The 21,163-nt window shown below is 43.8% G+C and carries 27 protein-coding genes; 7 read left to right on the top strand and 20 right to left on the bottom strand.

All coding sequences use genetic code 11. From position 1 onward, the window contains the following. Position 1: 1 nt before the first annotated feature. Positions 2–385: a helix-turn-helix domain-containing protein gene (locus CBI31_RS07945; RefSeq protein WP_088525815.1), complete on the bottom strand. Its 384-nt coding sequence runs from the start codon at positions 383–385 to the stop codon at positions 2–4. Then, on the bottom strand, positions 382–690 hold the full coding sequence (locus CBI31_RS07940; RefSeq protein WP_088525905.1) for a type II toxin-antitoxin system HigB family toxin: 309 nt from the start codon (positions 688–690) through the stop codon (positions 382–384). Before CBI31_RS07940 ends, CBI31_RS07945 begins: the two co-directional genes overlap by 4 nt. A 136-nt stretch (positions 691–826) precedes the next feature. On the opposite strand from CBI31_RS07940, the gene CBI31_RS07935 reads away from it, so the two are divergent. Then, positions 827–1,006 carry a hypothetical protein gene (locus CBI31_RS07935; RefSeq protein WP_088525814.1) on the top strand — a complete coding sequence of 60 codons (180 nt, stop codon included), beginning with the start codon at positions 827–829 and terminating at the stop codon, positions 1,004–1,006. Here the strand turns inward: CBI31_RS07935 and CBI31_RS07930 are convergent. The 6 genes from CBI31_RS07930 to CBI31_RS07905 are packed head-to-tail and all read right to left on the bottom strand — an operon-like array spanning position 1,003 to position 4,538. Next, positions 1,003–1,614, bottom strand: a complete 612-nt coding sequence (locus CBI31_RS07930; protein ID WP_088525813.1) for a riboflavin synthase — start codon at positions 1,612–1,614, stop codon at positions 1,003–1,005. The genes CBI31_RS07935 and CBI31_RS07930 overlap by 4 nt on opposite strands. A 9-nt stretch (positions 1,615–1,623) precedes the next feature. Continuing rightward, the gene (gene ribD, locus CBI31_RS07925) at positions 1,624–2,739 is read right to left on the bottom strand and encodes a bifunctional diaminohydroxyphosphoribosylaminopyrimidine deaminase/5-amino-6-(5-phosphoribosylamino)uracil reductase RibD (RefSeq protein ID WP_088525904.1); all 1,116 of its coding nucleotides are present in this window, start codon (positions 2,737–2,739) and stop codon (positions 1,624–1,626) included. A 25-nt stretch (positions 2,740–2,764) separates the two neighbouring features. Then, positions 2,765–3,328, bottom strand: coding sequence for a GspH/FimT family protein (locus CBI31_RS07920; protein ID WP_240553809.1), 564 nt, complete (start codon positions 3,326–3,328; stop codon positions 2,765–2,767). Next, positions 3,318–3,650 (bottom strand): hypothetical protein, encoded by a 333-nt coding sequence (locus CBI31_RS07915; protein ID WP_088525812.1) that lies wholly within the window; start codon positions 3,648–3,650, stop codon positions 3,318–3,320. Before CBI31_RS07915 ends, CBI31_RS07920 begins: the two co-directional genes overlap by 11 nt. Beyond that, positions 3,647–4,195, bottom strand: coding sequence for a hypothetical protein (locus CBI31_RS07910; protein ID WP_240553807.1), 549 nt, complete (start codon positions 4,193–4,195; stop codon positions 3,647–3,649). Before CBI31_RS07910 ends, CBI31_RS07915 begins: the two co-directional genes overlap by 4 nt. Position 4,196: 1 nt before the next feature. Continuing rightward, the gene (locus tag CBI31_RS07905) at positions 4,197–4,538 is read right to left on the bottom strand and encodes a hypothetical protein (protein WP_088525810.1); all 342 of its coding nucleotides are present in this window, start codon (positions 4,536–4,538) and stop codon (positions 4,197–4,199) included. A gap of 123 nt (positions 4,539–4,661) precedes the next feature. Between CBI31_RS07905 and ribBA the strand changes: the two genes are divergently transcribed. Genes ribBA through nusB form a run of 3 tightly spaced genes read left to right on the top strand, consistent with a single transcriptional unit; the run spans position 4,662 to position 6,869 of the window. Next, positions 4,662–5,801, top strand: a complete 1,140-nt coding sequence (gene ribBA / locus CBI31_RS07900; RefSeq protein WP_088525809.1) for a bifunctional 3,4-dihydroxy-2-butanone-4-phosphate synthase/GTP cyclohydrolase II — start codon at positions 4,662–4,664, stop codon at positions 5,799–5,801. A gap of 31 nt (positions 5,802–5,832) precedes the next feature. Beyond that, positions 5,833–6,348, top strand: a complete 516-nt coding sequence (gene ribH / locus CBI31_RS07895) for a 6,7-dimethyl-8-ribityllumazine synthase (protein ID WP_088525808.1) — start codon at positions 5,833–5,835, stop codon at positions 6,346–6,348. Between the two features lie 8 nt (positions 6,349–6,356). Further along, positions 6,357–6,869, top strand: a complete 513-nt coding sequence (gene nusB, locus CBI31_RS07890; RefSeq protein ID WP_088525807.1) for a transcription antitermination factor NusB — start codon at positions 6,357–6,359, stop codon at positions 6,867–6,869. A gap of 27 nt (positions 6,870–6,896) precedes the next feature. Here nusB and trmB read toward each other — a convergent pair whose 3' ends face one another. The 4 genes from trmB to CBI31_RS07870 are packed head-to-tail and all read right to left on the bottom strand — an operon-like array spanning position 6,897 to position 10,025. After that, positions 6,897–7,703 carry a tRNA (guanosine(46)-N7)-methyltransferase TrmB gene (gene trmB, locus CBI31_RS07885; protein WP_088525806.1) on the bottom strand — a complete coding sequence of 269 codons (807 nt, stop codon included), beginning with the start codon at positions 7,701–7,703 and terminating at the stop codon, positions 6,897–6,899. 1 nt (position 7,704) lies between these two features. Next, positions 7,705–8,640 carry a UDP-glucuronic acid decarboxylase family protein gene (locus tag CBI31_RS07880; protein WP_088525805.1) on the bottom strand — a complete coding sequence of 312 codons (936 nt, stop codon included), beginning with the start codon at positions 8,638–8,640 and terminating at the stop codon, positions 7,705–7,707. A 37-nt stretch (positions 8,641–8,677) separates the two neighbouring features. Continuing rightward, a complete protein-coding gene (locus tag CBI31_RS07875; protein WP_088525804.1) occupies positions 8,678–9,136 on the bottom strand; it encodes a DUF2721 domain-containing protein in 459 nt (152 codons plus the stop codon). A gap of 43 nt (positions 9,137–9,179) precedes the next feature. Further along, positions 9,180–10,025: an undecaprenyl-diphosphate phosphatase gene (locus tag CBI31_RS07870; RefSeq protein WP_088525803.1), complete on the bottom strand. Its 846-nt coding sequence runs from the start codon at positions 10,023–10,025 to the stop codon at positions 9,180–9,182. Positions 10,026–10,145: 120 nt separating this feature from the next. Here CBI31_RS07870 and CBI31_RS07865 point away from each other — a divergent pair, with 120 nt between their 5' ends. After that, on the top strand, positions 10,146–11,771 hold the full coding sequence (locus CBI31_RS07865) for a TolC family protein (RefSeq protein WP_088525802.1): 1,626 nt from the start codon (positions 10,146–10,148) through the stop codon (positions 11,769–11,771). Here the strand turns inward: CBI31_RS07865 and waaC are convergent. The 6 genes from waaC to CBI31_RS07835 are packed head-to-tail and all read right to left on the bottom strand — an operon-like array spanning position 11,763 to position 17,293. Continuing rightward, positions 11,763–12,797, bottom strand: coding sequence for a lipopolysaccharide heptosyltransferase I (waaC, locus tag CBI31_RS07860; RefSeq protein WP_088525801.1), 1,035 nt, complete (start codon positions 12,795–12,797; stop codon positions 11,763–11,765). The two genes, CBI31_RS07865 and waaC, sit on opposite strands and share 9 nt — an antisense overlap. Continuing rightward, entirely contained in the window at positions 12,797–13,363 is a 567-nt protein-coding gene (rfbC, locus tag CBI31_RS07855) for a dTDP-4-dehydrorhamnose 3,5-epimerase (RefSeq protein WP_206075460.1), read from the bottom strand. The genes waaC and rfbC overlap by 1 nt, the downstream gene beginning before the upstream one ends. After that, a complete protein-coding gene (rfbA, locus tag CBI31_RS07850) occupies positions 13,360–14,289 on the bottom strand; it encodes a glucose-1-phosphate thymidylyltransferase RfbA (protein WP_088525800.1) in 930 nt (309 codons plus the stop codon). The genes rfbC and rfbA overlap by 4 nt, the downstream gene beginning before the upstream one ends. A gap of 11 nt (positions 14,290–14,300) precedes the next feature. Then, entirely contained in the window at positions 14,301–15,254 is a 954-nt protein-coding gene (rfbD, locus tag CBI31_RS07845) for a dTDP-4-dehydrorhamnose reductase (RefSeq protein WP_088525799.1), read from the bottom strand. A 17-nt stretch (positions 15,255–15,271) separates the two neighbouring features. Further along, a complete protein-coding gene (rfbB, locus tag CBI31_RS07840) occupies positions 15,272–16,327 on the bottom strand; it encodes a dTDP-glucose 4,6-dehydratase (protein ID WP_088525798.1) in 1,056 nt (351 codons plus the stop codon). A gap of 24 nt (positions 16,328–16,351) precedes the next feature. Beyond that, a complete protein-coding gene (locus CBI31_RS07835; protein WP_088525797.1) occupies positions 16,352–17,293 on the bottom strand; it encodes a hypothetical protein in 942 nt (313 codons plus the stop codon). Between the two features lie 7 nt (positions 17,294–17,300). Between CBI31_RS07835 and CBI31_RS07830 the strand changes: the two genes are divergently transcribed. Together CBI31_RS07830 and CBI31_RS07825 are read left to right on the top strand one after the other, a co-directional pair. Further along, positions 17,301–18,314, top strand: a complete 1,014-nt coding sequence (locus CBI31_RS07830) for a glycosyltransferase family 10 domain-containing protein (RefSeq protein WP_088525796.1) — start codon at positions 17,301–17,303, stop codon at positions 18,312–18,314. Then, positions 18,311–19,339 carry a hypothetical protein gene (locus CBI31_RS07825; protein ID WP_088525795.1) on the top strand — a complete coding sequence of 343 codons (1,029 nt, stop codon included), beginning with the start codon at positions 18,311–18,313 and terminating at the stop codon, positions 19,337–19,339. The genes CBI31_RS07830 and CBI31_RS07825 overlap by 4 nt, the downstream gene beginning before the upstream one ends. Here CBI31_RS07825 and CBI31_RS07820 read toward each other — a convergent pair. Both CBI31_RS07820 and CBI31_RS07815 read right to left on the bottom strand, forming a co-directional pair. Further along, a complete protein-coding gene (locus CBI31_RS07820; RefSeq protein ID WP_088525794.1) occupies positions 19,336–20,256 on the bottom strand; it encodes a glycosyltransferase family 2 protein in 921 nt (306 codons plus the stop codon). The genes CBI31_RS07825 and CBI31_RS07820 overlap by 4 nt on opposite strands. After that, entirely contained in the window at positions 20,256–21,155 is a 900-nt protein-coding gene (locus tag CBI31_RS07815) for a DUF6492 family protein (RefSeq protein WP_088525793.1), read from the bottom strand. The genes CBI31_RS07820 and CBI31_RS07815 overlap by 1 nt, the downstream gene beginning before the upstream one ends. Positions 21,156–21,163 lie beyond the last annotated feature (8 nt).

Raw genomic sequence — 21,163 nt, 5'->3', positions numbered from 1 at the left:
ACTAGGCTGCTCGCAATTCATCATCTGGCCGTATAAGGCTTTCAGCTGGAATACCCAACATAGAATGCAAGTTCCAAATCATTCTTAGTGTTAGTGGGCGCTTATGATTCAATATTTCATAGACGCGATTTAATCCACCAATCATTGGTTGCAAGTCCTTGGGCTTTAGCCCCGCTTGCTCCATTCTAAATTTAATGGCCTCTACAGGATCGGGTGGAGAAATTTGATAATGCTTGGTCTCATAAGCCTCGATCAACATTAATATAATTTCAAATCTATCAGCTTCTTTGCTGCCAAATTTTGGCTCAGCATCAAAAAAAATTGAGGCCTCAACTAACGCTGCCTTGTATTCACTTTTATTTCTAATTGGCTTCAAATCTTTCATATGCCCTCCATATTTACTGTTTTTGCATTAACGCCATCATATGCTGCATGCGTTCCTATAAACTTTACGTACACAGCTCCATACTGATACGCAACTGCTACTATTAATCTGTAATCATTACCTTTAATATTAAAAACCACTCTATTGTTTCCAATAAAGCTTGCATTTCTATAAGAATTTTTTATATCTTGAGGTGTAGTCCATTTAGCATTTAGCGCCTCATCGTACCAAGCCCGTAGAGGCTGCTCCGCATTTCGATGGCTTTCCCAAAACTTTACCAAGTACTTTCTAGCAATTACCCTCATCTTGCAATTATAGTCCCATAATGGGACTATTGTCAACATGGGCATTTACCCAAGACAAGAAAATGGTCAATATCTAAAAGTCTTAATGGATGCTAAGGAAGTCTATAGCTAACCATTTAGAGTGCTTGGCTAGAAAATGAAACAAATTAATAAGAAAGCCTCCGCACCGAATAATGATCTAAAAACGGTAAAGCGTTTAAGAGCCTTAAAAACACCCAAACCTAGCGAAGGTTTTATAGATGATGCATTGCTTATCCAAATAGCGCGCTCCAGAAAAGGCGGGCTCACAGTTAAGGTTGAATTAGAAAAGCTCTAGAGTTTATTTAGCATGCGCGCCACATAACGCGCAATTAAATCAATCTCAAGATTCACGGCATCGCCTTGCTGCAACTGACCTAGAGTAGTACTTTGAAGCGTGTGCGGAATGAGGTTGATGTCTACCATGCAAGCATTTAGACTATCTTCTGTTTTATTGACTGTCAGTGAAACGCCATTGACAACAATCGATCCCTTATAAGCTAGAAATTGGGCTAATTCTTTTGGGGCCTCAATGCGCAGCAGCCAAGAACCATAGGCATCGTTAGCCACTTGCGAAAAATGCGCTACCTTGCCAACACCATCTACGTGCCCGCTAACTAAGTGACCACCCAAACGATCATTCAAACGCATTGCCTTTTCAAGATTCACAGGGCCTACTTTATCCAGACCTACTGTTTTATTGAGAGACTCGCGAGAGATGTCCAAAGTAAACGAATTGTCTTTAAATTGCGTTGCAGTCATGCAAGCACCCTGAATCGCAATACTGTCGCCTAAGACAACATCATCTAGGTAGCCTGCTGGTACCTCAACCATTAATTGCAGGCCATCGCCCTTGGCTTGAGCGCTTGTAATTTGACCAACGGCAGTAATAATTCCAGTAAACATAGGGTGATTTTAGTTCTTAACCAGGTTGAGCCTCAAATCAGGGCCAATTAAGCGCTGATCAATGACTTTCCAATTCTTTGGCGTATCTAATGTGGGGAGAGTGGGCACATTTGCCATCCCAATACCCTCGCCCATAAAAAATGGTGCGTAGTAGAGCAATAACTCATCGACACAGTTTTCTCGCAGCATCGATCCATTGAGCTTGAAACCAGACTCAATATGAATCTCATTCATTTGTCGCTCTTTAGCTAAATAAGAAAAGAGTTTTGGTAAATCCACCTTGCCAAATGCATTGGCCATAGTAATCACCTCAATACCGCGCTCTGTAAAAGCTTTAGCTTTCTCACGATTACCAGGAGAATCTAGCTCGGCACACACAATCAGAACACCCGATTGATCAGCTTGATTGAGAATCTTAGAATTTAGCGGAGTCTCTAATTTAGAGTCAACGATGATTCTCCAGGGCTGACGCTGGGTTGCGACCTCTCTCACATTTAAAGAAGGGTCGTCTTCTTTGACGGTACCAACGCCCGTGATAATTGCACAAGCTTGCGCGCGCCAGTGATGACCGTCTGCTCTTGCCAGAGGTCCAGTAATCCATTGGCTCTTACCGTCAGGTAATGCGGTCTTGCCATCTAAGCTAGCAGCGATTTTCATGCGCACCCAAGGAAGACCTCTTGTCATCCTAGAGATAAATCCACGATTAAGCTCCTGAGCCTGGGCCTCTAATAAACCACAATGCACCTCTATGCCTGCTGCTTTTAATCTTTCTAATCCCTTGCCAGCTACCAAAGGATTGGGGTCACTCATAGCAGCAATGACTTTAACCGGCTTGGCAGCAATTAAGGCATCAACACAAGGCGGTGTTTTACCGGTGTGATTGCAAGGCTCGAGCGTGACATAGATAGCGGATCCCGCCAGATCTTTACCTTTAGATTTAGCATCAGCCAATGCTTGAATTTCTGCATGAGCCTCGCCCACTTTTTGGGTAAAGCCGCGACCAATGATTTCGCCATCTTTCACGATGACACAGCCTACCCGCGGGTTAGGGTTGGATAAATAAAGTGCTTTTTGAGCCTCGGCCAAAGCCTCGCTCATAAACTGGTGGTCAACTGCGCTATACATACTTCTATTAAACCATTCAATGCATTCAATGGCATCGCTTTGCATCTCTGGCTGGGTCACAGATTCTCCAACGGCCCCCGCTGCCTAAAATCAGCTGGCGCTCAAGACTGGGGGCCCTATCGTGACCCAAAATAAGCCGATTAGCCACAAACCCACCTTGCCCGGTTTTAGCAGCCCCAGCAGCGGTAAACAAAATACCTCTTTTTTGAGAATGGGGATCTACAAACTGTCTGCCGCCACCCTTAAAGTAAATAGGATCTATCGCCCCCTGAGAAAACCAATACTGAGGTTGGCAACTTGATTTGGCTCCTTTAGCAATACATCCACTTTGCACAATCCAGCCATCATCCCAGCCACTGTCCGTTGCTGGTGCCAGCAACACTTGTTCACCTAGATGCAAAGCCTGCTGCCGAGCAAAATGCGCATGTGTAATGAATCGCCTTGCAACTGAATCTATTTCTCGCGCAGCAATTTGATTTTGTAAAAGCGGCATTGTGATCATCACAATAATAGCCACGATCAAGATCACCACCATTAACTCGAGCAAGCTTCCACCATAGGATCGATGATGATGATTTTTATTGATCAAATGATTGGCGCCAATTTAAACGTGTAGTCGTGCCAGACTTTGCATCTAGGAGAACATGAACCTGAATTGCGGGTTTTTGTTTGCTACTAATTAACCAAATATTTTTATTAATCGGCTGAATCAAACAATTATTCTCAGTTAATACTGAAAGTATCATCAGATTTTTTTCACAATCCGATACCGCTTTTTCTGTAGCAATAAAATTTTGCTGTACAAGTGAAATTGTCTTAACTTCAATGATACGCAGTGCAGTTAAGCGCTCTAGTTGGGCTATGAGAGAGGCACACAAAAGCAATAAAGAAAGTACCCAAGCTAAAATCATGGCAGATTCCTAGTGCTAAAGATACGCTCTAGATCTAGGTTTAAGAGGGCTCCGTCGGTCATCTGCAATCTCACCTTAAAGAGTTTTTGTGCAGGTGTTTTTTCTGGGGTAGCCATCTCTTCGATTGCTAAGTAGCTCACACCGTTCATCAAAGTCGTGTTTTGCAGACGGCCTTGCCGGTCAAGTGATTGACAAATCAGGGATCCACCATTTACTTTTGCGCCTTTAGCAATCCCAGCCTGTCTGTCTACTAAAAACCCTTGGCGTGCTAAACCGTGTTTACTGCGCTCTTTACTAAGTGTATTACCGATACAATCAAAATCCGTTGCAGCAGAAATCTCATGCTGAACACTTAAAGAATCAGATCCTCGATATCCTGATTTTTTATAAACTTGAATCCATTGATCTTCTTGCTTGCGTCGCGCTGTAGAATGTACATTGCGGTACCCTGCCATTCTGATTGCGCGCCCAATGAGCTCAAATGCACGCTCAGCTTCAGCAGTGAGTGATTGTCTCTTTTCATATTCGATTTGTTTAGCTGCCAAATCAGCGCTTGTTTTTAGAAGGGGGTTGAGAAGTAGCATGCTGAGTGCGATGGCGATGAGACACTCGAGAAGATTCATAGTTTTGACCTTTAGTATTTGTGCTGACACTTGCCCGGGCCTGTTCACTCACTTCAAAAGCATCAAACTCCCTTCTGAGCTGGACTCTTTTGCTTTCTGTTTCAGCAGTGCGCAAGGCTAAGTTTTGATAAGTGCCAACCAAAGCCATCCATGAACCCAAGATCAGACTCATCGCCACGATGACCTCTAATAAAACAAAGCCTTGAGAAGCATCAATTTGATGATCTGACAGGTATTTATAGGTAACTTGGCGTAGCTGGGGCATAGAAGCATTTTCAGGGGGTCTGCGAGCCCTTAAAAGACCTTATGCGCACTCCTCCTGTCCGAAAGTTGCCATATTCTTGTAGTAGCTCACAGTAATTGTCTGCTCAGCTTAAAATAGTGGGCTATGCAAAACACTCTCGCCTCCACAGAAGAAATTATTGCCGACCTGCGCGCCGGTAAGATGGTCGTTCTCGTTGACGAAGAAGATCGTGAAAACGAGGGGGATCTTGTTCTAGCTGCCGATCACGTTACTGCTGAGGCAGTGAACTTCATGGCCAAACATGGTCGTGGTCTTATTTGCCTCACCTTAACGCGCGAGCGCTGTCAGCAATTAAATCTGCCACTCATGGTGCGCGATAACGGCACCTCGATGGGTACCAATTTCACAGTCTCAATTGAAGCTGCTAGCGGAGTCACTACTGGCATCTCTGCTGCTGACCGTGCTTTAACCATTAAAACTGCTGTAGCTCCCAATGCTAAGCCGAGTGATTTAGTACAACCTGGCCACATCTTTCCTTTGATGGCTCAACCCGGTGGCGTATTAATTCGTTCTGGTCATACTGAAGCAGGTTGCGATCTTGCTGCACTAGCTGGATGCTCACCAACGTCTGTGATTTGCGAAATCATGAAAGATGACGGCAGTATGGCTCGCCTACCAGATCTTCTCAGTTTTGCCAAAGAGCATCAACTCAACATCGGCAGCATTGCTGACTTGATTAAATACCGCAGTCAAAACGAAAGTATCGTAGTGCGCGAAGGTACTCGTGAATTTATTACCCCCTGGGGCAAGTTTGCAGGCATCATTTATCGCGATACTCCAAGCTCATGTGTGCATATCGCATTAGTGCATGGCCAACCCTCTGAAGACCAAGAGACATTAGTGCGGGTACATGAACCGGTAACAGTATTGGATTTCTTGGACTCACAGGTTAGTAATCACTCATGGCCACTTGCGCAAGCACTCAAAGAGATTGCAGCTGCTCCAGTAGGCGTTGCAGTTCTACTGAATGCTTCAGGTATCGCAGCACCGAATGATCAAGATTGGTTAGCTCAGTTTCAAAAGCTCAATCAATCCCAAGATGAAGTTAAAAAACCATTAGCGCGTAAAACGGATTTTAGAAGCTATGGTATTGGTGCCCAGATTCTGAAAGATATTGGTGTTGGCAAAATGCGTTTGCTTTCTAAGCCAAGCCCAGTTCCAAATCTATCTGGTTATAAGTTAGAAGTGACAGGCTACCAACCTTATAAACCTACTACCCCATAAACTCTTTAGTAATTCATTTAGAAAAAATATCATGACCAGCTCTAATAATGATTTTGTAGGCGTACTGGAAGCAGACCACAATGGTCAAGATCTTCGGATTGGTATCGTGCAAGCACGCTTTAATGAAGATCATTGTGTGGCCCTCACCAATGCTTGTATTGAGGAACTTATTACTTTGGGTGTTGCGCAGGCTGATATCAAATTGGTTACTGTACCTGGCGCCCTAGAGATCCCATTTGCTCTACAAAAACTCGTTGAGACTGGCGAGTTTGATGGCTTAGTTGCTTTAGGTGCCGTGATCCGTGGTGAAACCTATCACTTTGAGCTCGTCTCAAATGAATCTGCTGCAGGCATTACTCGTATCTCTATTGACTCAGGTCTACCAATTGCAAATGGTGTTTTGACATGCGATACCGATGAGCAAGCGCAAGCTCGCGTGAAAGTAAAAGGCGCAGATTGTGCTAGAACAGTAGTAGAAATGGCTAACCTGGCTTTAGCGCTCACCCCTGATATTGATATCGAAATCAACCCTAGCGAAGAAGAGTAATTATTCTCATGCCGAACTCCAGTCTTAACTCTTCTAGCCCTGCAGCCACAAAAGAAGCGAAGTCAGCAGCCCCTAAGCGCTCATTGACCCCGCGTCGTCGTGCTCGTGAATACGCTTTGCAAGGGGTATATCAAAGTCTTGTAGTGCGCCGCGCAGGTAGCTTGCCAAATAGCGCAGCTATTGCAAAACAATTAGCTGAAGATCCAGCATTTCGTCGCTGCCAGCAAGATTTATTTCAGGGCATCTTTGAAGGCGTCTTAGAGCGTACAGATGAATTAGAAGCGCTCATCACACCAGCACTGGATCGCCCAATCAATGAACTCTCTCCTGTAGAGCATGCTGCGCTCTTAATTGGCACTTATGAATTAGCCGCAGATCTTTCTGTGCCTTACAAGGTTGCCATCAATGAAGCAGTAGAGCTAGCTAAAACCTTTGGTGGTACTGATGGTCACAAGTATGTGAATGGTGTGCTTGATCTGCTGGCTCAAACATTACGTAGCGCGGAGACCAAGGCAAGTTAAAGCCTTTAGCGTACATTACGTGCGGGTTTACTTTTTCCGGTAGACCAAATCCCAAACACCGTGTCCTAGCTTGATGCCACGTGTCTCAAACTTGGTAATAGGCCGATAAGACGGTCTTTCAACATAGCCTAGATGCTCCGAACCCAGCTGCTCAAGAGAGGGCTTAAATTCATTGGCAATTTCACCTGGTTTGGCAGCATCTTCCTTAGTAAAAGTTTCTACTTTGACTTTATTGGTAGAAGTATTTTGCAAAGCAGTCTGGGCATTCAAGACCAAGATCATCTGCTCTGCATAGTTATGCCAATCGGTTGCTAGATGTAAATAAGCTCCTGGCTTTAATTTGGTGACTAATAATTCCACAAATGGTGTCTGAATCAGGCGGCGCTTATGGTGGCGCTTTTTATGCCAAGGATCAGCAAAATAAATATGAATGCCATCCAAAGAATTTGGTGCAATCATTTTTTCTAGGACTTCAACAGCATCATGACGTATGAGACGCAAATTAGTGAGCTGATTTTCACCAATGAGCTTCAGCAGCGCTCCTACACCTGGGGTATGAACCTCGATTGCTAGAAAATCATCTTCAGCTCGAAGAGCCGCAATCTTAGCGGTTGTCTCGCCCATCCCAAATCCAATTTCTAGAATCTTTGGCTTAGTAGCTCCCTGAAATGCAGCAATTAAATCTAGCGGTGCATCTTGAAAAGGTAGTAGAAACTGAGGACCCAACTCATCTATAGCGCGTTGCTGCCCTACAGTTGTTCTGCCAGCTCGCAGAACAAAAGAGCGAATACGGTCAAAACGCTTTTCTGTTACTTGTGATTCTTGCTGCGTCAACTTAAGCTACGACCTTCCTAAAGTAAGCAATCGTCTCTTTCAGGCCATCCTCTAGATTAACCTTAGGCTGCCAGCCTAACTTGGCTTTAGCCAGCTCGATATTGGGTTGACGCTGCTTCGGATCATCTGATGGCAATGGCTGATGAATGATCTTCGATTTACTTCCTGATAACTTGAGCACTGTTTCTGCTAATTGGAGCATGGTGAACTCACCAGGGTTGCCAATATTGACTGGCCCAGTAAATCCTTGCTCTGAGTTCATCATCCTGACCATGGCATCAATTAAGTCATCAACATAACAAAAGCTTCGGGTTTGCTGGCCATCGCCATAAATGGTGATGTCTTTACCTTGCAAAGCCTGAACAATGAAGTTGCTCACGACGCGCCCATCATTGGGGTGCATACGAGGGCCATAGGTATTAAAGATACGCACAACTTTGATATCTAAGTCGTGCTGACGGTTGTAATCAAAAAAGAGGGTTTCAGCGCAGCGCTTACCTTCGTCATAGCATGAGCGAATACCAATTGGGTTTACTTTGCCCCAATACTCCTCTGGCTGAGGATGGACCTCTGGATCACCATACACTTCGCTCGTAGAGGCTTGCAAGATCCGAGCCCGGGTTCTTTTAGCAAGGCCGAGCATATTGATGGCGCCATGCACACTGGTCTTGGTAGTTTGCACTGGATCATATTGATAGTGCACCGGGGAGGCTGGGCAAGCCAAGTTATAGATCTGATTAGTTTCTACATAAAGCGGGAAAGTCACATCATGGCGCATGAGTTCTAAACGAGGATTAGGCAGTAAGTGAGCTAAGTTAGCCTTAGAGCCAGTGAAGTAGTTATCCACTACCAAAACATCATTACCTTCTTTGAGAAGCTTCTCAGTGAGATGAGAGCCTAAGAAACCAGCGCCACCAGTGATGAGGATTTTATTCATAGTTAAGCTTTTTATAAATGAAGAGTTGGTATTGAAATTAATAATGTTTAGGAGAATTCCAGCCGGCCGAGCGGTATGCATAAACCACTTCTGCGAGCACAATCGATAAAGATGTCATAAAGGATATCAGACCCAATACAAAAGTCCAAATGACATAGGTTGCCTGCATAGAGCGGACTGCACCAGCCTGAAAGAAAAAAAGCTCCAATACAGTTAGGGAGATGAAAATCCCACTGAGCACGTTAAAGAAAATAGCTGCTGTACATAAACGACCACGCGTCTTAGCTTCGTTGGCTTCTTTGTGCATGTACCGGATAGCTTCTTCATCCTTGACATCGCCTCGTTGAATTACATCATGAATAGCGCGCATGCGATCAACAGATCGAGCAAGGCGAGTTGAGATCGCATTAATCAGAGTAGCTACTGCAGTTAATAAAAAAACAGGTGCCAATGCCAGCTGAATATTATTAGTAATCGCATCAATTGATACATCCATATAGGTGACTAGCTTTCTTTTATTATTTTCTTAAATCTGCTCATTAGTGCGACCAAGCGATCAAACCACTATAGGCGGTAATTAATACTAAAAGTCCAAAGGCAATTCGATACCACGCAAATGGAACGAAATTATGGTGAGCAACATAATGAATTAACCAGCGCACGCATATAAATGCAGAAATGAAGGCTGATATAAAACCAACGGCAATGGCAAGACTAAATTCACCGGAGATCGCTACGGGATTTTTCCAAAGTTTTAATAACTCATAAGCCGTTGCACCACCAATCACAGGGATGGCCAAGAAGAAAGAGAATTCAGTTGCTACCGTACGTGGCAAACCAAATAACATCCCGCCGATAATAGTGGCGCCTGATCGCGAAGTGCCAGGGATTAAAGCAGCACACTGCGCCAATCCTACCTTGAATGCATCTAGTGGCGAAAGATCATCTACCGAATGAATATGGCTCTTTGCCAAGTTCGCTCTTTCTTGACGACGCTCTGCCCAAAAAATAATGAGGCCACCAACAATGAAGGCACTGGCAACCGGAATAGGTGCAAAAAGAACCGCTTTAATATATTTACCAAATAAGAATGCCAAGCCCATTGCGGGGATTGAGGCAATCAGAAGATTCAAGACAAAACGACGAGAATTTGGGCTGCTGGTAAGGGATAGGGCTACCTTGAGAAGCTTTTCCCGAAACTCCCAACAGACAGCCAAAATTGCTCCAAACTGAATAATGACTTCAAAGGCTTTGCCCCGTTCATCATTAAAATTTAATAAGTCGCCGACCAAAATGAGGTGGCCAGTACTGGAGATCGGCAAAAATTCAGTTACGCCCTCTACCACTCCCAGAATGACTGCTTTAAGTAACAAAAATAGATCCATAGGCAAATTTTATAGGCATCCCTACAAATCTCTGAGTATTTGGCAAAATAGCCTCCTAAACAGGCATTCTTGATAAATTAGCCTTAAACTGCATGGCATATTGAACAGTATCCGAATTAGATGACAAAAGCCCGCTTTAAACGCTTTCAGATAACCACAATTGGTTTAATCCTGAGCCAGACGCTCGGCTTCATTTCTTGGTCCACCAGCGTTTCTGCCCAAAGCCCAAAAGAAGCCACAAGACCTGCATTACCAACTCCAATAAGCACTTCTACCCTCATTGGCCTAGAGCAACCGCCACAGTTTGTGATGCCTCCAACAAAGGCAGCGCTACCAAGCGCGTCGGCACCCTCAAATGTGACAGGTAATAAAGCTAGTGATGTCAAAGGACAGTTGGTCGATTTAATTCAGCTTTACCAAGAGGCCGCTTTCAGTGATCCATTGTTAAATGCAGCTCGCTTTAACTATCAAGCTAGCAAAGAGCTTTATTGGCAAGGTCTTTCGCTGTTGCTGCCTCAGGCTAATGCAACTCCTACCGGCACTCGTTATTACCAACATGGGGCTGGTCCCACGACGGTATCTAACTCGCCGGGTAACTCACGCGTATTTGATCAAAAGAGTTATACCGTCACCTTAACGCAACCCGTATTTAACGTTAGCGCCCTTGAAGCCTTCAAGCAAGGCGACCTCAATACCAAAATTGCAGACATGCGCTTTTATTTAGCGCAGCAAGATTTAATCATTCGGGTTTCGCAAGCTTACTTTGATGCACTCACTAGCCAAGACAATGTTGAGCTATATCGCAATAAAAAAGGTTTGATCAAGCAGCAACTCGATATTGCCCAAGCAAAGTTTGATGCTGGACTTGCTACTATTGTTGATGTCAATACAGCGCAGGCCGCCTTGGATCTGGCTAACTCGCAAGAAATTGCTGCACAAGCAGATCTGATCGTGAAGCGTGGAGTCTTAGAGCAATTAACGGGGCGTCCAGTGGGCCCTCTGAAGCCTCTGTTGAAGGAAGCAAAAATTGATGGCGTTCTAAAGGATCCTCGCTCTAAAAATAAAGATGCCAAGGGTATTCTGATTGCTGAGTCCGTTAATCCACAACTACCTCCAGGGCAAACTTTAGATGATTGGATTAATCAAGCTGAAGCTGCAAACTTTAACGTCATAGCTGGACAGCTCACTGTCAATTTAGCTGAGAGCACTTTCAGAGCAGCGCAGGCGCTCAATTATCCTTCGGTAAACTTTGTGGGCACAAGTGGCTATAACACTTCAAATGGAACGCCGAATAGCTACTCCCCAGCAAACACGAATATCTACAACAATACTGTTGCCTTACAAATGACTATTCCACTGGTATCTGGCGGATTTAGTAGCTCAGTGATTCGTCAAAATGCTGCGCTGGTGGATCAAGCAAAGGCGAACTATGACAATGCACGGCGTACAGCTGCTCAAAGCACGCGCACGGCATTTACAGGCTTTTATGGTGGCTTAGCGAGCGTCAAAGCATTCGAGGCAGCGGAGCGCTCATCTAGCTCTGCCCTAGAATCTAGCAAGCTTGGATTTCAGGTGGGTACCTTAATCAATATTGATGTTTTGATTGCTTTAGATACCCTCATCACCACTAGATCACAGCTTCAGCAAGCCCGTTACAACACCATCCTGAATGCGGTTAAGCTCAAAGCACATGCAGCAGCATTAACTGACGAAGATCTGATTTCGATTAATAGCCTGCTACGCTAACAGCTCGAAAGAAGCCTTAATAGCCTCTGCTACATTGGGTGACGCTTGAATATCCCCCACATTGCGAATAGATTCTGACCAATAGCCCTCGGTTTTCCATCGAGGTGAATCGCAATAAATTTCTACCGTAGGCTTACCTAAAACTGCAGCTAGATGAGTTAGGCCAGTATCGACACCCACCGTCAGTGCAGCACCCGCAATCACTGAAAATGCCTCTTCAATTGAAAATGCAGGGGGAACTATTGCGCCAGGAATTTGACTAGCCAACTGAGTACTAATTAATTTTTCAGACGGGCTACCCCAAGGAAAAACTGGATGATATCCACGCTGAGATAGCTCTTTTCCTAAAGTAACCCAGTTCTCATTAGCCCAGCGCTTTGCTTCTCTAGCAGTGGAATGAAAACACAGTACATAGGGCTTTTGTAATCCCGGCAGAATCTTTTCAGGCAAGCTATCCAGAAATTTTTGCGGATAAAACTGGGGGGTTGTGGATCGTCCCACTAGCGGCCAATTCAATGCGGAGCACATCACCCAGCGGGAACGATCAACCGCGTGGCAATCAATGGGAACCTGAACACAATGCTTATAAAATAATCTAGCGAGTGGCTCATAGCCAGAGTACTGGGTTGCATTTGCTAAGCCCGCAATAACGGCGTCAGGATTTTTCCTTGCCAGAAAACAAACTAAGGCAGATTTCAGCAAGCCTTGAGTTTCAATCACGATGTCGTATGAAGAATCTTGAAGGCGCTTTTTAAAAGCAAAGAGCTCTTTCCAAGAGTTGCGGCTAAAAATCTTTTTTTTCCAACGACGTAAGCCAAAAGGAATGATGTGATCAATACCTTTAAAACCCTCTCTACTTAATAGAGGCTCCAGAAGATGTACATAGCCCTCCTCTACAACCCAATCAATTTGGGCATTCGGTAAACGAGCACGTAAATCCCAAACCAGCGGCAAATTGTGCAGAATATCCCCGAGCGAGGATAGCTTTACCAACAATATTTTGGGAGATGAGCTCTGAATAGCCATTAAAACTTTGGCGTTTTTTCCCAAGAGAGGCCAGCCAAATCTTTGGCATTCATATTAGGCGCAATACCTGCTGGTAAAGGCCACTTCACCCCTACAGTTGAATCATTCCAAGCAAGACAGGCTTCACTTTGCGGATGATAGTAATTCGTTGTTTTGTATAAAAACTCAGCAGTTTCTGAAAGCACTAAAAAGCCGTGAGCCAGCTTTGGTGGAATCCACAATTGCTGATGATTTTCAGCGCTTAGCTCAATACCTACCCACTTGCCATACGTTGGCGAATCTTGACGAATATCGACCACCACATCAAAAACACTTCCTGCTACCACTCTCACTAACTTGCCTTGAATGTTTTCTAACTGATAATGCAGGCCACGCAAAGTCCATTGGCGGGAGAATGAGTGATTGTCTTGCACAAACTCCACATCTAAGCCTGTGGCAGCTGAAAAATCCCCCGCATTAAAAGATTCTGTAAACCAGCCACGTTCATCACCAAATACTTTTGGCTCAATGACTAATACATCATGAATCGCCGTAGGTGTTACCTGCAGCTTAGCGTTTACAGTCATTGACTCGCCTTCTTTGCAGATAAGGAAATGGGTTGGGCAGAACTATTAAGCTCATTCAAAATTTTATTCAAGTACTGACCGTAGCTATTCTTACTTAATTGAGCGGCAACTTTTTGTACTACTTCGGCACTAATCCAGCCCTGACGATAGGCAATTTCTTCAGGACAAGCCACCATCAAACCTTGGCGCTTTTGCAAGGTGGCAATAAATCCAGCTGCATCTAATAATGAATCATGCGTGCCGGTATCGAGCCAGGCAAAACCGCGACCCATAATTTCTACACTGAGTTCATTTTTTGCCAAGTAAGCCCGATTGATATCGGTGATTTCAAGCTCGCCACGAGCACTCGGCTTAATCGAGGCTGCGATATCACATACTTGATTGTCATAAAAATATAAGCCAGTCACTGCGTAATTGCTTCTAGGCTGCTTAGGCTTTTCTTCAATCGAAAGTGCTTTGTAAGCTTTATCAAACTCTACAACACCATAGCGCTCTGGATCATTCACGTGATAGGCAAATACGGTGGCGCCAGTGCTTCTATCATTTGCACTATAGAGCTGATCTACTAGCTCATGTCCATAAAAAATATTGTCGCCGAGTACTAAAGCGCTTGGTCCATTGCCAACAAAGTTTTTGCCTAAGGTAAATGCTTGTGCCAAACCATCTGGAGAGGGCTGTACACAGTATTCAATATTAAGACCCCACTGCGAGCCATCACCAAGCAACTCGGAGAATCGAGGGGTGTCATGTGGCGTAGAAATCAACAAAATGTCGCGAATGCCAGCGAGCATCAAAGTACTTAAAGGATAGTAGACCATAGGCTTGTCGTAGACAGGCATGAGTTGCTTTGAAACCGCTTGGGTAACCGGATATAAACGTGTGCCCGATCCACCGGCCAAAATAATGCCTTTACGATTTACCGCCATACATTTAACCCTTAAATAAGTCCGTCTCTTGCAAGACCAGCAACATAAGACTGAACTTCTGTTGTCCAATCCTTGTTCCAATGCTGTAATTTTGACATATCGCCACCCTCTTCTAAAGCTAGGCGCAATTTGGAGTTATCCAGACATGAATTGGCTGGCCTAGGAGCTGCTACTGGGTATTGCGCAGCTAGGATCGACACAATGTCATGTGGTTTTAGCTTCAGAGTAATATTGGCATCCAGTGCTGCCTGCGCAGCTAATACCGCCAGCTCATGCCAGTTGGTTTTCCCAGAGGGAACCGCATGATAAATACCCGAGGTGAATTTTCTGAGCCTGAACTGTGAATCTAGAACCAAGTCTAAGCTAACTTGGGCTAACCAATCGGCATTCGTTGGCACGCCATACTGGTCAGAAATGACTTTCAGATCCTCACGCTCTTTGGCTAGACGCAAAATAGTACGAATAAAGTTGGCGCCATCACCATATACCCAGCTTGTGCGAAAGATAGCGCATTGACCTGAGGAGCGATTGGCAAAGACTTTTTCAATAGCTTCTTCACCTGAAGCCTTACTCTTGCCATACATATTGATTGGTTTGCGAGGATCGCTCTCAATATAGGGGCTATCTTTGCTGCCATCAAATACGTAGTCTGTTGAGTAATGCAGGAGAGTGCTGCCGTGTTTTGTGGCATATTGCGCCATCGTCTCAGGCGCTTTAGCATTTATTGCAAATGCCAAGTCTTGCTCAGTCTCCGCTTTATCCACAGCTGTATAGGCGGCAGCATTAATAATAAGATCTGGCTGAGACGAATTAAGGAGATCACTTAGAGCTGCGGTATTGCTTAAGTCGCATTGATTGCGGCCAATATATTGAATGCTGATCTCGAAGGCTAGCGGCGCTTTCTGAAAAAGGTTTTGAAATGCCTTTCCCAGTTGACCATCCTTGCCAAATATAAGGATATTCATTCGTTCTTTAATTGAATCTAGTTGTACTGCTTTTGTAACCAGTCTCGATAAGAGCCGCTGACTACACCCTCGATCCAAACTGGATTATCTAGATACCATTGCACCGTTTTACGAATGCCGGTATCAAATGTTTCGGCAGGACGCCAGCCAAGTTCGCGCTCTACTTTACTCGCATCAATTGCATAACGACGATCATGGCCAGGGCGATCTTTTACAAAAGTAATTTGCTCAGCATAGGGCTTTCCATCTGAGCGAGGCTTTAATTCATCGAGAATGCGGCAAATCGTTTTCACAACATCAATATTGGCTTTTTCATTCCAGCCGCCAATGTTATAGGTCTCACCTAATTTTCCCTTGGCCAATACTTCACGAATTGCAGAGCAATGATCGCCTACATAGAGCCAGTCGCGAATCTGCTGACCATCGCCATAGATAGGTAAAGGCTTGCCATTTAAAGCATTGAGAATGACTAAGGGAATTAATTTCTCAGGAAAGTGGTAAGGGCCGTAATTATTAGAGCAATTGGTTGTGACTACTGGAAACTCGTAGGTATGAAACCAGGCGCGAACTAGGTGATCAGAGGCTGCCTTGGAGGCAGAGTATGGGCTATTAGGCTCATAAGGGTTGGTTTCAGTAAATGCAGGATCGCTTGCAGATAGAGAACCATAGACCTCATCAGTTGAAACATGATGAAAGCGAAATTTTTCTTGAGCAACATCCTCAAGACTATTCCAATATTCACGAGCACACTCTAATAAATTAAATGTACCCATAATATTGGTTTGTACAAACTCGGCCGGCCCATGAATCGAGCGATCTACATGGCTCTCAGCAGCAAAATTGACGATGGCGCGCGGTTGATACTCTTTTAATAATTTAGTAACTAACTCTTTATCACCAATATCGCCATGAACAAAAATATGACGCGGATCATTTTTTAAAGAGTCCAGGGTAGCTAAATTTCCGGCATACGTTAACTTATCCAAATTAACAATGCCTTCGCTAGAATCGGCTAACCAATCTAGTACGAAGTTACCGCCAATAAATCCAGCACCGCCTGTTACTAATATCATGTCGTTGATCTACCAAATATGCGATTAAGGAGTCTGCATCATTTGCAGATACTTATTAAATCGCTTCTTACCAAATAATAAAATTCCTAGTTTCTTTACTAATTTTAATGCGCCGCTAGCCTTGGGTATGGGAGCACCTTCGGCAATATCGCGCGTAGACTTATCGCAATTAATTAAGGCGGGGTTGATAAAAATACGAAAGCCTTTTTGGCGTAACTCTCTGTGATATGGCGTGTGATCAGCCACATCAATGCCACCAGCTAAATCATCTGTCCCAGCATATCGACCTGCCAGAAAAGCCTCGCGCCTATAAATACCCAGGCCGCCAAAAGCTGAGTCTACTTCTATCAGGTCTGCTCGTGGATCTATTGGAGATTGCTTACAGGTCACCGCAATATCTTGAGCCATATCATTACCGAGAATATTTTCTAGTTGGCGCTTTTGCTCCCAACAATCTATTGGATTCCAATGGGGATGGCTTAATCCCCAGATATCGTAATATTCGCCCAGCTGATTAGCGGTAATGACATCCCAGGGCTCATCTACCTCCCAGCATTGTGCAATCTTTGCCGGGGTAACCAAGCCATTCATACCATCTAAATCAGCCATGGCAATATAGTCAATATCTGCAAAAAGCGGATTTTTTGCAACCTCATCAATAATGAGATTTCTACACAGGGCAATTCTATCGGTACGCCGGCGGTACTTTTCACTCAAATTACCCGCACTCACATAAGAAAAGTTTCTAATGACACCCTGTAGTTCTTCTAATTTTTTCAGGGTATCATCACTAGAATCGCTCTCAACCACAAAGCAATAAATCTCTTTAAAGTTGCCAAGACTTGCTACTAGGGTTTCAACCTCATTCTGAATCGTGTGCGCTACATTTCTAACTGGACCAGCCAGCAGTATTTTGGAATCTACAATCGATTTCCGCGCTAACTTCTGAGATTTAAATAGAGCCATATAAATAATGTTATTTGCTAATTACTATCAACAAGATAGAGTGAAAAATGCCTCTTTTGAGGAAATTGATAGACATCATACCTACAACCCAACTTTTACCAACCGATTACTCAGATCTGAATTTCTAAAACACGGTATTGAGCTCAATAATCCTGATATCAACCAAGGTCGAGAAATTGCTTTTAGTATTTTGCACGATGGGCAAGCAATAGACCATATTCCAAGTCCAAAATACCTGATAGCCACTGAAAACCCATATATTTGCCCCCTCAATAGGAATGAGGCATATCTAAGTACTTTTGATGGCGTCTTTACCTGGAATAAAGACTTACTACATCTTCCAAATGCTATTGGCTTATTCATCCCAAATCAGATTCAAATAAAGCCGACGCCGGCCTTCAAAGATCGCCCTATATTTGCATGTCTTATTAATGCTAATAAGGCATTTCCTAAGCCCATGGATGATGATTTATATAAAGAGCGCATCAATGTCATTCGCTGGTACGAAAGAAATGCTCCTGAGTATTTCTCATTGTATGGATTGGGCTGGAGTAAGCCCGAACCCGCTTTCACTTCCACTGAAAAAATCACTCGACGCTTAAAACGTATGGCATCCCAAATTTTTAGATACAAACCTTTCCCAAGCTATGTTGGTGAAATTGAAGATAAAGGGAGCGTGTATCAAAAAGCAAAGTTTGCCTATTGCTATGAGAACGTGGCCAATCTACCGGACTACATTAGCGAAAAAATATTTGATTGCCTACTGAATGGCTGTGTTCCTGTCTACTGGGGATCCCATACTATTGAAGAACATATTCCCAGCACATGCTATATCGATAGACGAAATTTTAAGAGTACGGGCGAAGTACACCAATTTCTTTTAACTATCGATGCCGATCAATACCAGCAATACCAGGACAATATACAGAAATTCCTTGCGAGTCCTAAGGCAATTGAATTTGACACAAGTAGCTATGCATCAACCATTGTCAATAAAGTTCTTCAAGATCTGCAACGATGAATAATCGGTTTTTAATTGACTATGACAATCCTGATGCGGGGATTGGGCACTCGATGGGAATCATGAATCGTGCCATCAAAATTGCTGCCAGAAACAATTTGCAATTTGCGTATTCAGAAAAGCAACTTCAAAAATCACATAAGCAGTCCTTTAGATGGAATTTAAAGCAATCCCTACGTAAATTAAGAGGTAGATGTGCGAACGAAACCCATAATATTGGGGATGACTTAAATCGGATGCTGGATCCCAAAAGGATTCTCACTAGCCGAGAGGATCTTGAGCAAAAGATTAAAAAGGGTGACGTGAAAGTCATTGAGCTGCCCGAATTTGAAATTCACATTCCGACGAATGATCAAGTCGATGATGAAATCTATAAGGCAGTGGATGCATTTATTCAGCAGCATCCAGGCCCAGATATTGCCTTTAAGATTAGCAATAATCGATTTGGTGATTACGAATATGGCCCAAGCCGTGACTGGTTTATCAAGGCCTACACACAAGCCCGCGAACATCTTCCAATTCCCTTGATATTTGATCCAAAGAAGATCAACATTGCGGTTCATATTAGAAGGGGCGATCTTCTTCCGGGCAGACAATTCTCAGACCTCTCTTCCAGAATGCTACCCGACGCTTGGTACCTAGAAATACTCAATACGATTTTGAGTCATTCGCCACGTTCAGTAGCGATTCATATTTATAGCGAAGGTAAAGATGGCCGGTACCATTCTGAAACTGGGGCGCCATTCTCCTGGAAAGAGCGCTTTCAGAACACGGGGTATGAAGTCCATGAGCATATTGATAGCGATTTCATGGGCACCTTTCATCACCTACTTCATGCAGATGTCTTAATAGGATCTAAAAGTGGCATGAGTCATCTTGCAGGGATGTTGGGCGATCAGGTAAAACTCATGCCACAGATGTGGCACTCCTATAGGGGCACCAATAAATTACTTGAATTGCCCAGCTCTATAGGCGATATCGATCAACAAACTATTGCCAGCCACATCAAGCTAAACCTGCGTTAAGAAACTAGCAAGCTTGCCCACAGGGCAACCAAAAGGCGCTCGAGACGAGTAAATGGCGTGTAGATACCATTTCTTCGATACTGAAATCTTGCATAGATCTCAGTATTCGCCTTCAGTGATACTCTAGGAAATCTTCGATTGAGTTCTCGCAAGAGTCCAATACCGTTAACCAACCTTTGCTTAAAGGGAAGATGGCGTGGATAGAAATCAGGATTGATTCCTAATAGCTCGAGATACTTTTTTTGTACTTCAATCGTGGTTAGCTTGAATTTTTCCAAATGGACAGAGCTAGTCTGGGCAGGATAACGACGATAAGTAATTAAACGCTCGGGAAGATTTAAGAAGCGAGATCCGGCTGCAGCCATTTGCACCCAAAGATAATAGTCCTCAGAAGTCAAAATTGAAGTGTCATATTTAAAACGTTTAAAGATTTCTGCCTTACCTGTCATAGCGGAGTTACATAAACCGCAATAAACAGATAAAAGCGCCCGAAGATCTGCATCTGAAAACTTATCTTTTGATTTTTTGATCTGGCCAGTACCCTCATCTAATACCCACTGGGCGCTACCGCAAAGATCATACTGCTCGCTCTCAAGAATACTGATCTGCTTCTCAAGGCGCGATGGATCTGCAATGTCATCTGCATCCATTAAGGCAATGTACTGACCACTAGCCCTATCAATCATCTCATTGCGAGCTCGTACTACGCCGTAATTCTGATCGGAGAGTATTTTAATAATGCGTGAATCTGTAAAACCTTCAATTACCTGTCTTGTTTTGTCAGAAGAACCATCATCAAAAATGATCAGTTCAATATTCTGATATGTCTGATTCAGAATGCTCTGAATAGCCTCCGCAATATATAGCTCCGAGTTATAGGCGGGCATGAGCACGCTAACTAACGGTGTATTTTTCATTAGATAAAGCTTTGCAGGTAACGAGCAAATCGTTTGAGTTTTTTCAAGGCTCTTGAAAAGATCGACTTCTGGCTTCCCCCATAGTCCAAGCCTAAGTCCCAGCTAGATTGATAAATCAAACCTAAATAGTTATCTTTCAACTTGTCAGGAGCTTCACCCAGTCTTCGCAAGAGATAGTAGTGCCAGTCGTAGTAGTAAATTCGGAAGAGCTGCTCAATCGGGTACAGAGGGATGGCCTTAAAGTTTAATAAGGCCTCTAAATACAGTAAGGTTTCTGGATGCTCTGGAGTACATAGATCCCAGAAAGTCTGCCCTCTTGGTTTAAGGTATTGCTCATCCAATGATTTCCATACCGCAGCAGACCATATAAATGGTGGGCAAGGGCAATAGTAGTTCGGCCCTTGGCGCCCAAACAAAGCCTTTACGCGATCACCTTCTGCTTTGAGGTGTGCGGGTGCCTTGCTATAGCCGCGATCAATTGCTAGCTGAAAATATTCCTTATTCTGATAAATCACCGTATAAGGATTTCCATCATCCGCCAAGAAATCTGCGCCATGAAAGTCTTTGATAAAAATACAGTCCGAATCAAGACAAACATAGTTAGCACACAAACCCAAACGCCAAAATTCAGACTTAACAACTTGCTGGGCTAGTCCGCCAGATTTTGTATTTGCAATACCGCTAGGTACCAGCGGGTTGGCATCAATAATCGACTCATCAGAAACCCATTCATAACCCTGAGAGCCAACGAGCTCAATGAGCAATTCTCGATCTGCAGTCGGAGTTGAAATATAAAAAGGAATTTGATCGATATTGTGCTGCGAGATAGATTTGAGCAAGCGCTTTAAGCGCAAGAAATCTTTACGATAAGATTTGCAGTAAAGAACGAGATCTTTCAAGATGCGGC

It is taken from the genome of Polynucleobacter campilacus (genome assembly GCF_002206625.1).
Classification (GTDB): domain Bacteria; phylum Pseudomonadota; class Gammaproteobacteria; order Burkholderiales; family Burkholderiaceae; genus Polynucleobacter; species Polynucleobacter campilacus.
Note: the sequence above shows the minus strand (reverse complement) of the source record. Positions and strands in the feature narration are given on the sequence as shown.

Excerpts from the sequence above, each read along its gene's own strand:
- rfbA (WP_088525800.1), bottom strand. The coding sequence starts at position 14,289 with ATGGCGGTAAATCGTAAAGGCATTATTTTGGCCGGTGGATCGGGCACA.
- CBI31_RS07875 (WP_088525804.1), bottom strand. The coding sequence starts at position 9,136 with ATGGATGTATCAATTGATGCGATTACTAATAATATTCAGCTGGCATTG.
- rfbB (WP_088525798.1), bottom strand. The coding sequence starts at position 16,327 with ATGATATTAGTAACAGGCGGTGCTGGATTTATTGGCGGTAACTTCGTA.
- ribH (WP_088525808.1), top strand. The coding sequence starts at position 5,833 with ATGACCAGCTCTAATAATGATTTTGTAGGCGTACTGGAAGCAGACCAC.
- nusB (WP_088525807.1), top strand. The coding sequence starts at position 6,357 with ATGCCGAACTCCAGTCTTAACTCTTCTAGCCCTGCAGCCACAAAAGAA.
- CBI31_RS07930 (WP_088525813.1), bottom strand. The coding sequence starts at position 1,614 with ATGTTTACTGGAATTATTACTGCCGTTGGTCAAATTACAAGCGCTCAA.
- waaC (WP_088525801.1), bottom strand. The coding sequence starts at position 12,797 with ATGGCTATTCAGAGCTCATCTCCCAAAATATTGTTGGTAAAGCTATCC.
- CBI31_RS07835 (WP_088525797.1), bottom strand. The coding sequence starts at position 17,293 with ATGGCTCTATTTAAATCTCAGAAGTTAGCGCGGAAATCGATTGTAGAT.
- rfbD (WP_088525799.1), bottom strand. The coding sequence starts at position 15,254 with ATGAATATCCTTATATTTGGCAAGGATGGTCAACTGGGAAAGGCATTT.
- CBI31_RS07945 (WP_088525815.1), bottom strand. The coding sequence starts at position 385 with ATGAAAGATTTGAAGCCAATTAGAAATAAAAGTGAATACAAGGCAGCG.
- CBI31_RS07830 (WP_088525796.1), top strand. The coding sequence starts at position 17,301 with ATGTTATTTGCTAATTACTATCAACAAGATAGAGTGAAAAATGCCTCT.
- CBI31_RS07865 (WP_088525802.1), top strand. The coding sequence starts at position 10,146 with ATGACAAAAGCCCGCTTTAAACGCTTTCAGATAACCACAATTGGTTTA.
- CBI31_RS07940 (WP_088525905.1), bottom strand. The coding sequence starts at position 690 with ATGAGGGTAATTGCTAGAAAGTACTTGGTAAAGTTTTGGGAAAGCCAT.
- CBI31_RS07905 (WP_088525810.1), bottom strand. The coding sequence starts at position 4,538 with ATGCCCCAGCTACGCCAAGTTACCTATAAATACCTGTCAGATCATCAA.
- ribBA (WP_088525809.1), top strand. The coding sequence starts at position 4,662 with ATGCAAAACACTCTCGCCTCCACAGAAGAAATTATTGCCGACCTGCGC.
- rfbC (WP_206075460.1), bottom strand. The coding sequence starts at position 13,363 with ATGACTGTAAACGCTAAGCTGCAGGTAACACCTACGGCGATTCATGAT.
- CBI31_RS07825 (WP_088525795.1), top strand. The coding sequence starts at position 18,311 with ATGAATAATCGGTTTTTAATTGACTATGACAATCCTGATGCGGGGATT.
- CBI31_RS07915 (WP_088525812.1), bottom strand. The coding sequence starts at position 3,650 with ATGATTTTAGCTTGGGTACTTTCTTTATTGCTTTTGTGTGCCTCTCTC.
- CBI31_RS07880 (WP_088525805.1), bottom strand. The coding sequence starts at position 8,640 with ATGAATAAAATCCTCATCACTGGTGGCGCTGGTTTCTTAGGCTCTCAT.
- ribD (WP_088525904.1), bottom strand. The coding sequence starts at position 2,739 with ATGTATAGCGCAGTTGACCACCAGTTTATGAGCGAGGCTTTGGCCGAG.
- CBI31_RS07820 (WP_088525794.1), bottom strand. The coding sequence starts at position 20,256 with ATGAAAAATACACCGTTAGTTAGCGTGCTCATGCCCGCCTATAACTCG.
- CBI31_RS07870 (WP_088525803.1), bottom strand. The coding sequence starts at position 10,025 with ATGGATCTATTTTTGTTACTTAAAGCAGTCATTCTGGGAGTGGTAGAG.
- CBI31_RS07935 (WP_088525814.1), top strand. The coding sequence starts at position 827 with ATGAAACAAATTAATAAGAAAGCCTCCGCACCGAATAATGATCTAAAA.